11 protein-coding genes are annotated in these 11,826 nt (G+C 53.1%); 1 reads left to right on the forward strand and 10 read right to left on the reverse strand.

Going from position 1 to position 11,826, the window contains the following annotated elements; all coding sequences use genetic code 11:
• Positions 1-102: 102 nt before the first annotated feature.
• Both arsC and bepA read right to left on the reverse strand, forming a co-directional pair.
• Positions 103-462, reverse strand: coding sequence for an arsenate reductase (glutaredoxin) (arsC, locus tag BEB42_RS10620; protein WP_000166449.1), 360 nt, complete (start codon positions 460-462; stop codon positions 103-105).
• 20 nt (positions 463-482) lie between these two features.
• Entirely contained in the window at positions 483-1,946 is a 1,464-nt protein-coding gene (gene bepA, locus BEB42_RS10625; RefSeq protein WP_000489661.1) for a beta-barrel assembly-enhancing protease, read from the reverse strand.
• A gap of 212 nt (positions 1,947-2,158) precedes the next feature.
• Here bepA and BEB42_RS10635 point away from each other — a divergent pair, with 212 nt between their 5' ends.
• Positions 2,159-3,220: an AI-2E family transporter gene (locus BEB42_RS10635; RefSeq protein ID WP_000892051.1), complete on the forward strand. Its 1,062-nt coding sequence runs from the start codon at positions 2,159-2,161 to the stop codon at positions 3,218-3,220.
• Between the two features lie 36 nt (positions 3,221-3,256).
• Here the strand turns inward: BEB42_RS10635 and focB are convergent, their stop codons facing one another.
• The 8 genes from focB to hyfE are packed head-to-tail and all read right to left on the reverse strand — an operon-like array spanning position 3,257 to position 11,825.
• Entirely contained in the window at positions 3,257-4,105 is an 849-nt protein-coding gene (gene focB / locus BEB42_RS10640) for a formate transporter FocB (protein WP_001244752.1), read from the reverse strand.
• Between the two features lie 21 nt (positions 4,106-4,126).
• Positions 4,127-6,139 (reverse strand): DNA-binding transcriptional regulator HyfR, encoded by a 2,013-nt coding sequence (hyfR, locus tag BEB42_RS10645; protein ID WP_001251517.1) that lies wholly within the window; start codon positions 6,137-6,139, stop codon positions 4,127-4,129.
• Between the two features lie 29 nt (positions 6,140-6,168).
• A complete protein-coding gene (hyfJ, locus tag BEB42_RS10650; protein WP_000796784.1) occupies positions 6,169-6,582 on the reverse strand; it encodes a hydrogenase 4 assembly chaperone HyfJ in 414 nt (137 codons plus the stop codon).
• On the reverse strand, positions 6,575-7,333 hold the full coding sequence (hyfI, locus tag BEB42_RS10655; protein WP_000075548.1) for a hydrogenase 4 catalytic subunit HyfI: 759 nt from the start codon (positions 7,331-7,333) through the stop codon (positions 6,575-6,577). The genes hyfJ and hyfI overlap by 8 nt, the downstream gene beginning before the upstream one ends.
• A complete protein-coding gene (gene hyfH, locus BEB42_RS10660; RefSeq protein ID WP_000916074.1) occupies positions 7,330-7,875 on the reverse strand; it encodes a hydrogenase 4 subunit H in 546 nt (181 codons plus the stop codon). The genes hyfI and hyfH overlap by 4 nt, the downstream gene beginning before the upstream one ends.
• A 9-nt stretch (positions 7,876-7,884) precedes the next feature.
• Positions 7,885-9,600, reverse strand: coding sequence for a hydrogenase 4 catalytic subunit HyfG (hyfG, locus tag BEB42_RS10665; RefSeq protein ID WP_105267363.1), 1,716 nt, complete (start codon positions 9,598-9,600; stop codon positions 7,885-7,887).
• The gene (gene hyfF / locus BEB42_RS10670) at positions 9,590-11,170 is read right to left on the reverse strand and encodes a hydrogenase 4 subunit F (protein WP_000122523.1); all 1,581 of its coding nucleotides are present in this window, start codon (positions 11,168-11,170) and stop codon (positions 9,590-9,592) included. Before hyfF ends, hyfG begins: the two co-directional genes overlap by 11 nt.
• A gap of 4 nt (positions 11,171-11,174) precedes the next feature.
• A complete protein-coding gene (gene hyfE / locus BEB42_RS10675; protein ID WP_000147995.1) occupies positions 11,175-11,825 on the reverse strand; it encodes a hydrogenase 4 membrane subunit in 651 nt (216 codons plus the stop codon).
• Position 11,826: the final 1 nt, after the last annotated feature.

Genomic DNA, 11,826 nt, shown 5'->3' on the forward strand with positions numbered 1-11,826 from the left:
AGACGTTTATTGTCGGATGCGCACCCATAGTATTCGTCGGCCGGATAAGACGCGGCAAGCGTCGCATCCGGCAATGTGCTTCAACTAGCGATGGAGCACTTCTTAACCCACGATTTCCAGCACCTGCTCCGGTGGACGACCAATTCGCGCTTTGCCATTCGCGACCACAATCGGGCGCTCCATTAGCTTCGGATTATCCACCATTGCCTGAATCAGCGCCTCTTCGCTAAGCGAACTGTCAGCCAGGTTCAGTTCTTTATAAAGATCCTCTTTCTGGCGCATCAATTCACGAGCGCTATTCATTCCCAGCATTTTCAGCAAATCGCGCAGCGTTGCCGCATCGGCGGGTGTCTCAAGGTAGAGCACCACTTCTGGCTCCACGCCGTTTTCTTTCAGCAGGTTCAGCGTTTCCCGGCTCTTTGAACAGCGTGGGTTATGGTAGATTTTTACCTGTTTGGTCATGGTTCTTCCTTTAATGCGAATTACATCTTGGTATAAGGCTTAAAGCGTTCCTGCAGCTGGCGCAACTGGTCGATGCGCGCATCGTAACGCGCTTGTTGCAGGCTGCCTAATTTCACCTGAGAACTGGCGCTACTCAACAAGGAAATGGCCTGATCGAGTCGCCCGGCGAGCGCATAACCTTCTGCTCGCGCAGCCAGTTCCTGATCGCGGTTATTTAGTGCGGCTTCCGCCTGTGCCAGTAAATCCCAGCCGTTGCTGTCATCTTTATTGTTAAAAGTGTAGCGATTCAGAATATTGGCCGCTTCCTGTGGTTGCCCCCCTTGCAGATAAGCGTTCGCCAGGTTGAGCTGCAACACCGGATTGGTGCGCAAATCGCGGGCATTTTTCAGGCGATTGATAGCGTCATTGGCTTTGTTTTGCCCAAGATCGATATCGGTAGCCAGATCGAGATACCACGCGTTGCCTGGTTCAGCCGCCAGTAACGGTTGCAGCGTTTTTCGCGCCTCATCGTATTTATTGGCTTCCATTGCCTGCAAAGCGCGACCATATTGCGCGGCCCGTTGCTGACGAACGTTTCCTTTTGCCCATTCATCCAGCAAATCACTGGTGAGCTGATTATGTCCAGAATTGTACATCCCCAGCGTACGCGCTTTTGCCAGATAGAAATCTTCTGACGATTGCACCACCATCGGACGCATTTGATTGGCACGGTTACGGGCATCCGCCAGACGGCTTTCCGGCAACGGGTGAGTCAATAAAATTTCCGGCGGACGCGAGGAGTAACGCGCCTGATCGAGCAATTTTTCGAGGAAGGTTGGCATCGCCTGCGGATCGAATCCTGAGCGTTGCAGCACCTGAATACCAATGCGATCCGCTTCCTGTTCATTTTGCTGGGTGAAGCTGATCATCCCCTGGCGCGTTCCCGCCAGTGTACCGGTCAGCGCTGCCATCCCCGCCTGCGGACTGGCCATCGCCAGTAAAATAGAACCTAACGCGCCGACCCAGGTCAGCGGCGCGCTGCGCTGTTGATCTTCCATCGCTCGCGCCAGGTGACGTTGGGTGACGTGGGAGATTTCGTGCGCCATAACTGAAGCCAGTTGGCTTTCGTTATCGGAATAACGGAACAGGGCAGAGTGCAGCACCACGTTGCCGCCAAAGAAAGCAAAGGCGTTAATTTCGTCGTTGTTGATCAGAAAAAAATGAAACGGTGTCTTAACCGAATTGGCATGCGAAACCAGACGCATTCCTAGTGAATTAATGTACTGCGTTAATAGTGGATCATTAATTAACGGCGCGCTGCCGCGTAGCTGGCGGACATAATAGTCGCCCATCTGCATTTCCTGACCAATGGAAAGCGTGCTTCCTGCGGAGGTTCCCATATCCGGCAAGGTGTCTGCACTATCGGCAAACGCCGGGGCTACCTGACCAATGGTCATGGCAGCAATGAGGGTAGCAACCAGGTTTTTTTTCAACTGCCTGAACATAACCTCTGTCCTGTGTTTCTGGAGATAGTCATTTGACCGATACTGTGAAATATCGTTCCCACCGCGCCGCCTTTGAGTGTAACGGCGAAGATTAGTCCACTCAAATGACTTTTCAGTTTCCTGAATTCGTCATAAAAAGCGAAGTCTTTTTTGTGACATTTCGATACAATTGCGGATCGCAATCCCGCTCTTGAGGTTCAGGGAAGGTCTTTATGCTCGAAATGTTGATGCAATGGTATCGCCGCCGTTTTAGCGACCCGGAAGCGATTGCCTTGCTGGTTATTTTAGTTGCCGGATTTGGCATTATTTTTTTCTTTAGTGGCCTGCTTGCTCCGCTGTTGGTGGCTATTGTGCTGGCCTATTTGCTGGAATGGCCAACCGTGCGCCTGCAATCTATTGGCTGCTCCCGCCGCTGGGCGACGTCGATTGTATTGGTGGTTTTCGTCGGTATATTGCTATTGATGGCGTTCGTGGTAATGCCTATCGCCTGGCAACAGGGCATCTACTTAATTCGCGATATGCCGGGGATGCTCAATAAGCTCTCTGATTTTGCCGCCACGTTGCCGCGCCGCTATCCGGCGTTGATGGATGCGGGGATTATTGATGCAATGGCCGAAAATATGCGCAGCCGAATGCTCACCATGGGCGATTCGGTGGTGAAAATTTCCCTCGCCTCGCTGGTCGGTTTGCTGACCATTGCCGTCTATCTGGTGCTGGTGCCATTGATGGTCTTCTTCCTGCTGAAAGACAAAGAGCAAATGTTGAACGCCGTTCGCCGGGTGCTGCCGCGTAACCGTGGTCTGGCAGGACAGGTGTGGAAGGAGATGAATCAACAAATCACCAACTATATCCGCGGCAAAGTGCTGGAGATGATCGTGGTGGGGATTGCCACCTGGCTGGGATTCTTACTCTTCGGGCTGAACTATTCGCTGCTGCTGGCGGTGCTGGTCGGCTTCTCGGTACTTATTCCGTACATTGGTGCATTTGTGGTGACCATTCCGGTGGTTGGCGTGGCGCTATTCCAGTTTGGTGCTGGCACGGAATTCTGGAGCTGCTTCGCGGTGTATCTGATCATTCAGGCGCTGGACGGCAACCTGTTAGTACCTGTGTTGTTCTCCGAAGCGGTTAACCTGCATCCGCTGGTCATTATTTTATCAGTAGTGATCTTCGGTGGTTTGTGGGGATTCTGGGGCGTATTCTTCGCCATTCCATTGGCGACGCTGATCAAAGCCGTGATTCACGCCTGGCCCGATGGGCAAATCGCGCAAGAATAATCTTCAGCCCGACGAACTGTTTCGCCGGGCTGATTTTTAGGGTTCCTGACGTAAATAAATAGCCCGATAACAAATACTCACCAGCACTGCACCGCCGATAATATTACCCAGCATCACCGGGAGCAGATTGGCGGTAATAAAATGGCTGACCGTCAGTGCCGGAAAATTGTCTGCGCTACTGTGCGCCAGTTGCCAGAAGGAGGTAGGGGCGAAATGGCGAATGGCAATGGCGAACGGAATCACAAACAAATTGGCGATACAGTGCTCAAAGCCACTGGCGACAAACAGGGTGATGGGCAAAATCATGGCGACGATTTTGTCGCATAATGAACGTCCGCAATAACTCATCCACAGCGCCAGACAAACCATCAGATTGCACATAATGCCGAGGCTGACTGATTCAGTAAATGTATGATGCATTTTGCCCTCGGCGCAGTGTAAAACCGCGACTCCCCACATCGCGTTTTCACTCATCACCAGCCCGGAAAACCAGATTAACAAACTGAAACAGGCAATACCTGCCAGATTACCGCAGGCCACCAGAAGTGCATTAATCAGCCATGTTCGCAAGCTAATAACGCCCCGACTTTTTGCCATCACCGTTATTACCGACGAGGTGAACAGGCTGGTGCCGCAAACCGCCAGCAAAATAAAGCCGAGTGTAAAGCAAAGGCCACCCACCAGATGGGTTAATGCCTGTGAAGACGGGGCATCGGCGATAACGGTAAGGTAAAAAGTAAATCCGATCGCCATAAACACGCCTGCGGACATCGCCATTAAAAAGACCGACACTTTGCTGCGGGCAATTTTATGGGCGGCAATCCGTTCAGCGATTGCCGCTTTTCTGGCGCTCAACTGCAAGTCGAAAGAGAGTTTGTTTCTCATGCATACTCCTGCAAAAACAGATTACAACACCTCGCGAACCGAGATCCCCAGCCGCTGCATTCGTGACAGCAGCGTGGTGCGCTTCATCCCTAATCGCGTCGCCGCGCCACGGGGCCCGGCAACAATGCCATTGGTTTCTCGCAATACCTGAACAATGCGCTGACGTTCTTCTTCGTCGTTTTCTGGCGTCGTCGGGTTCAGCAACTGCGCCATTGAACGGCGAAGCGCCGAATTTTCATTTAACGTTGGCAGTAAACGGCTTTGGCGGACATTAAGATGTAAATTCAGACTGTTACCGCGAGTCAGTAATACCGCTCGCTCAATCACGTTTTCCAGCTCGCGCACGTTGCCCGGCCAGTCCCACGACATCAACTGGCGTAGCGCTTCTGTTGGAATGGCATCAATTGTGCGATTCATATGGCGAGCCATTTTTTGTGTAAAATGTTTTGCTAAAAGAGGGATATCTTCCGGACGGTCGCGTAGCGGCGGCAATTCCAGTGGAAAGACGTTAAGTCGATAAAAGAGATCGCTGCGAAACTGGCGATCTTCAACCATTTGCCACAAATCACGGTTGGTGGCGGCAATGACTCTGACATTCACCGGGATCGTTCTACTCCCACCGAGACGCTCAATTTCCCGCTCCTGTAATACGCGTAGCAGTTTGGGCTGAAGTTCTAACGGCAGATCGCCAATTTCATCGAGAAATAACGTGCCGCCATCGGCAATTTCAAAACGACCACGATGAGTGTTAATCGCGCCAGTAAATGCCCCTTTGTCGTGACCGAATAACTCACTTTCCAGAAGACTGGCGGGGATAGCGGCGCAGTTGATTTTGACCAGCGGCTTGTCGCGTCGCGGGCTCAGTTGATGGATCGCCCTGGCGATCACCTCTTTGCCGGTTCCGGTTTCACCACAAATCAACACCGTACTGTCGCTCTTCGCCACAATATCTACCTGCTGGAGTAAATCTTCCATTGCCTGGCTTTGATAGATAATGTCACCAACGCCCAGATTCGAAAGGAGCTGCTCGCTAAGCTGGTGATTTTCTTGCTGTAAACTTTCCTGCAAATCGGTCATGCTGCGCCAGGCATCAGCATTACCAACGGCAATAGCGATGCGATCGGCAATATGTTGTAGTAGCTGGCAGTTTTCCTCACTAAAGAGAGTGGGAGAGGTATGCGCCAGCAACAATGCACCCGGTGTATGGTTGCCAAAGGTAAGCGGTATAAGGAGCGCAGATTCGCAGCCGTTAGATGCAAGTAAGTGTAATAACGGGTCGCGTTGCCAGAGAAACAGATCGTCTGCACGGTGCGTCAAGGTCGGTTGTCGGGTTTGTAGCGTTTGTGTCAGCAATACACTTTCGCCAGGCATACAGCGTGGCAGACACGCACAATGTGAGGCAGAAAGATCGCTGCACCACAGGCTGAACTTCTCGTTCTTTCGATGATCGCCCAGTACCATACTGACTGAAGCCAGACCGAAAAAATGATGGATCTCACGAGCGACGTCAGCGATCAGATCGTCGAGATCAAGATGTGACAACACTGCATTAGTGATATCCACCAGTACCCGATGATGATCGCGATCTTTCTCCAGCAAACGCAGCGCCACCTGCTGTTCTTCATCATTGAGCCATGATTGCAGAACCGGAGTGATTATGTGTGCCAGCCAGTTAAACAGTGTGCAATCCTGGGGAGTAAAACGACTGCCGTGGGTGCGAATAAAGCGTAGCTCCGCCATTCCACTACTGCCGAGAAGGACGGCGTGGCGCGAATAATCGACCATCTCGCCCTGATACTCTGTTGTTGCCGTCACATCGCTGCCATCATCATGGTAGCGGTAATAGAAGTTGCTTTTGAGAACATGCAGTTCAATAAGTTGTACCGGGCTGAACGGCGGCGGCAGCGGGATGAAGGCGCGTAATAAAGACGCCTTGCCGTGTTTCTGCGCTAACCGCTCCGCGAGCATTCCGTTTACCGCTTCAATTGTTATTCCTTGTGGCGGGGCAAACATCGCCTCGTCTGACATAGCCATCAACAGTCCTTATTAATGAGAAATCCTTCTCACGCAATTTTTCTGGCCATCAGATAGATGGACGGTTCCTGCACAATTTCATCCAACAGATGAATGAATTGAATGCTACGCGCCTGCCACACAGACGTCGCGTCATCTGCCAGTGGCGCGAATGCCCGGGTCAACAGGGCGGTGTGGCTGGCGTCAATAACAATCTCACCAAAGGTCATCACCCCCAGCATCTTACGTCGGGCTTGCTCCTCTTCGACCTGTGCAAGCCAATCTTCGTATTCCGTCTGTGGGCAGCGGAAGGCGACATTCAGACAATCAATCACGCCAACGTGATGACCGATAGCCAACGAGTAATACATTACCTGGGAGCTGTGTTCCGGCATCTCGTCGCTACTGGCGATAAATTTTTTTCGCAGCGTCCAGAAAACAATTTCCCCGCACTCCTCAGCCATGTAACCCCCGGAGAACGCGAAAGAGTTGCTGAACGATACTATTGAGACGCGGATCGTCGGCTTCGCGCAACCAGGTGTTAACCCGATTTCCTGTAGGATCGTCGCTTAAATGGCGCAGGAGCCGATCGCAAATTTCTCGCCCCTGACGATAGCCCGCCAGCCGCCTCGCTTCTCGCTCAATGGCGATACGCTGTGATGGCGGGCTCTGCGGCCACAGCGGTTGCATGGTCACCCCGGTGGGATCGCGATAATCCACCGCGTGAATCTTCTGTTGTAGCAAACCGAGCGCCACGGCGAAACCGTGAATGGTGGCGGCCGGTGTTGGCGGGCAGCCGGGGATCCAAACATCAATGGGGACAATGGTGTCGCTGCCGCCCCAGACGCTGTAAAGATCGTGGAAAATACCGCCGCCGACACCGCACGCGCCGTAGGAAACACAGATTTTATGATCGGGGGCAGACTCATATGCCCGAAGTGCAGGCATACGCATCGCCCGGGTGACTGCGCCAGTAAATAACAAAATATCGGCGTGACGCGGTGATGAAACAACCTTAATGCCAAAACGTTCTGCGTCGAATACTGGTGTGATGGCGGCAAAAATTTCGATTTCGCAGGCGTTGCAGCCGCCGCAATCGACGCGATAAACGTAGGCCGAGCGACGGATATCCTGTAGCAAATGCTGCTTCATCTTTTGCGTTTGTTCGTCCAGCGTGATGGGCTGGCTGACATGTTGCGTAAGCACTGGACTCATAGCTGCTCCTTAGCCACCAGCGGTTCATCTGTGTCGTCGTTGATCAGCGTCGCGCGTTGTTTGCATTCCGGGCAGACGCTCGCTTGTGCCCACAACATTTCGCGGTTTTGTGGTGCATTTTGTTGCTGTGCCAACAGTTCTGCAGCCAGTGCGACGGTTTTTTGCGGGGCAAACGGGCGTTCGCAACGGCTGCAACGTTGTAGATGGAACGTCGCGCGGGTATAGAGATCGGCTTTATTGGTGACGGTCAGTTCAAAGTTATTGGTAAGCTGAATGGCTCTGGTCGGGCACACTTCTTCACAACGTCCGCAGTAAATACAACGCCCCAGATAGAGCTGCCAGGTGCGCGTATTTTGCTGGTCGTCGGTCTGGATAGTCAGCGCATTTGCCGGACAAGCACAGGCGCAGGCACCGCAGGCAATACATTGGCTGGGCATCAGGTCCGGTTTCCCGCGAAAGCCTGGGCTGACCTCCAGTGGCGCGAAGGGATATTTCACCGTCGCGGTTCCGGCGCGCATAATAGTTTTCAGTAACTTCAGCATTTTCTGTCCTTACTTCAGCGGCGAACGGTTACGATCAATGCCGTAGCGTTCGATCTCTTTATACGGCACGGTTTTTGACTGGCGCTTGCGCACATCAACCAGCGTCACACGGTCGGTACAGGAGTAGCAGGGATCAAGGCTACCGATAATCAGCGGTGCGTCAGAAACGGTATTGCCGCGCAGCATGTAACGCAGCACTGGCCAGTTGGCGTAGGTGGCGGCACGACAGCGCCAGCGGAACAATTTTTGGTTATCACCGAGCATGCTCCAGTGCACGTCTTCACCGCGTGGCGCTTCAACAAAGCCCAGCGCGAATGCGTGAGGTTTATAGCTAAAGCCTTCGGTCAGCAGTGGGGTATCCGGCATGTTGTCGAGGGCAAATTCCAGCATTGCCAGCGAATCAAACGTCTCTTTGACACGGACCATCACGCGGGAGAAGACATCGCCGCCGGTAAAGGTAAACAGCGTTTTGGGAATATTGCCGTAGTCGGCGTAGGGGTGATCAAAGCGCAAATCACGGGCAAAACCACTGCCACGGATCAGCGGCCCTACGGGGCTATAATCACGGGCGATTTGTCGGTCGAGAATGCCAATGCCCTGAGTGCGTTGTTCCATATTCGGCGTGGCAAGCAGCATCTCTACCAGCTCCGACACGTCGGCGCGCATCTCGCGCACCAGTTTCATCGTTTGCAGACGTTGCTCTTTGAGAATATCGCGGCGAACACCACCAATCAGATTCAGACCGTAGGTTTTACGCGACCCGGTCAGCAATTCCGCCATCGTCATCGACTTTTCCCGCACGCGGAAAAATTGCATAAAACCGGTATCAAAACCAACAAAATGGCAGGAGAGGCCAAGGTTGAGCAAATGACTATGCAGCCGTTCGACTTCCAGCAGAATCGAGCGAATAGTATGCGCTCGTTGCGGCACCTCAATCCCCAGTGCATTTTCAACCGAGTTGGTATAGGCCACACTGTGGGCAAAACCGCAAATCCCACACACGCGGTCCGACAAGAAGGTCACTTCGTTGTAGCCCATCCGCGTTTCCGCCAGTTTCTCCATGCCGCGATGGACATAAAACAGGCGGTAATCAGCATCGACAATTTGCTCGCCATCCACAAACAAGCGGAAGTGACCTGGTTCATCGGAGGTGATATGCAGCGGGCCAACAGGGATCACCCGCGCATCGCTGTTGCCCTCGTTGATAAACGGATACGTTTCGGTATTAGTCGTCGGTTCAGGGCGCAGTCGATAATCCATCGCGTCTTTGCGCAGCGGATGCATATCTTCCGGCCAGTCATCGGGCAACACCAGGCGACGCTGATCCGGCAGGCCAACCGGAATCAGCCCGTACATATCGCGAATTTCTCGCTCGCCCCAGACCGCGGCAGGGACGCGCGGTGTGACTGACGGAAACTCCCGACTGTCGGCATCGACCAGTGCCTTCACCACGATCCAGCATTTTTCGGCCCCTTCCATTGAAAGGGCATAATAAACCGCGTAATGACCGTTAAGTGTCCGCTCGTCGTTGCCAAACAGGACCGGAAGCCAGCCATCATGTTGATAATAAAGATAATGTACAACGTCAGGCAGCAGATTTATTTTCACCGTAATGGTGACCTGTTCAGGCGTTTGTCGCTCTTCATCCAGCACCGCGCCGGGGAACTGCGTTTTCAGGGCGGCGAGAATCGCTTCGCCACGATTTGACGATGAATTAACGTTCACTGTGTTTCTCCGAAACAGATGCGGTGCCTGAAGGCAAAAAATCATGCCAGGTGCTACGTTGTGCAGGCAGGTCGTGCGTCCCTGAGAGGACTATAGTGGAAGCGCCCGCTAGGATCCTGATGACAGGTTGTGGAATATGCGTTCCCATCGCCAGCATCATGACCAGCAGAATCACCATTGGCGAGGTGGTCAACCAGCCAAGTTCACCCCGGTTAACGGCCTGCGGCGGTTTCGCCATTAATACCCGCGCAGCCATCCGTACCAGGCCCGCCAGCACCAGCGTTAACAGCAATAACAGCAGGACGATAATCAACAGGTGATTACGAGCCAGTCCGGCGGTAACGGTCATAAATTCGCTAAGAAAAATATTGAAGGGCGGCATCCCGGCCAGCGCCAGCGCACCGCCGCCAAACAGCACGGCGGTAAATGGCATGATTTTGAGCATTCCGCAGACGACGTTGAGATCGCGTGTGCCGTACTTGAGCAGTACATTGCCGGAACCGCAGAACAGCAGCGTTTTTGCCAGACTGTGGTTTAAGGTGTGCAGCAGCGCAGCAAAAATTCCCAGCGGCCCGCCAATGCCTAGCGCCACCGCGACCAGTCCCATGTTCTCCACGCTGGAGTACGCCAGCAGACGCTTAATGTCCCGCTGTACCAGAATGAAAAATGCCGCCACGGCAACCGACAACATGCCGAAGATGAGCAACAACCGGTTGGGGAAATCGCTGCCGATGGCCTGGCAAATAATGATGTAATAGCGAATCAGCACCAATAGCGCGCAGTTCAGCAATACGGCGGAGAGCAGGGCGCTGACCGGACTCGGCGCTTCACTGTGAGCATCCGGCAGCCAGGCGTGCATGGGAAATAGCCCGGTTTTGGTGCCAAAGCCAATTAGCACAAACACAAAGGCCAACAGCATTAATGTTGGGTCAAGCAAGGACGATTGCTTAAGAACCTCGCTCCAGAATATCGCCATTTCTGCCTGCGGCATAACGCTGGCGGCGTTGGCGTATACCAGCACGGTACCGAACAGACCAAAAGCGACACCAACAGTACAAATAATGATGTACTTCCATGCAGCTTCCAGAGATGAACGCTGACCGTAAATGCCTACCAGAAACGCCGAGCTTAAGGTGGTGGCTTCGATCGCCGCCCACATCACAATCAGGTTATTGCTGGTAACAACCAGCAGCATGGTGAACAAAAACAGATGGAAGAAACCGTAGTAATCGCACAGCGTAACGGGTGAAAGCTCGCCGTGAGCCACTTCATGACGCATGTAGCCAATCGAGTAAACACCGGTGAGAAAGCCAATCACACCAAGAATGGCGAGGAACAAACCGCCCAGACCATCAATATGAAGCCACAGTCCCGCAGCGAATATTTCTCCCGCATCAGCGGCAGTTTGGACCACCCACAGTGCCAGAATCAGCAGCAGTGTGATCCCTAAGCTATGTAGTACTGTCACCGTGCGAGTCGCAGAGTGTCCCCGTTTCCGGCAGGCAAAACAGAGCAGCGAAAAAAGCAGCGGCGTGAGCAGGAGTAAAGCGAACATCACAGAATAACTCATCTCATTATCCCTTCAGCGCGGTCAAGTTGTTCACGTCCAGCGTGCCGTGGGTACGCCATATTTTTCTTGCCAGTAACACCATCACAATGACGGCGAAGATGGCGTCGGTAGCGATACCAATTTCCACCAGTTCCGGTGCACGCCAGGCAAGAAGCGCCAGCACCAGATGGGAGCCGTTTTCCATCAGGCAGTAACCAAAAATTTGCCGCAGGATATTGCGCTGGCTGACAATGCACAGCAGGCCAAGCAGAAAATGACCTAACGCCACCGCCAGCGCCGGTTTCAGCCCGGTAGCCATCGGTAGCTTCACGGGCTGAACGACAAATGCGCAAAGCAGGACAATTAATGCCGCGAGCAATGCCATCATTGCCGGACCGAATAACGCTTTTTCCGGGAGGTTCTGGGGAATATTTCGTGCAGCGTAAATCATGATTAACGGTACCATCAGTACTTTGGTGATAAAGGCGCTGGCGGACCAGATCAGCAGTTGCTCTGCGGCGAACAGGCACGAGAGGGTGGCGAAAATAGACACCAGCACCAGCGACTGGCAGGCGTAAAATCCGCATGACAGGCGATAGCTTTTGACACTAATCACAAACAGCGATGTCAGCATCATCAGTCCCGCCAGATTATTTACGATCATAGAACCGGTCATT

Source organism: Escherichia sp. MOD1-EC5990 (assembly GCF_002965285.1).
Taxonomy (GTDB): Bacteria; Pseudomonadota; Gammaproteobacteria; order Enterobacterales; family Enterobacteriaceae; genus Escherichia; species Escherichia coli_F.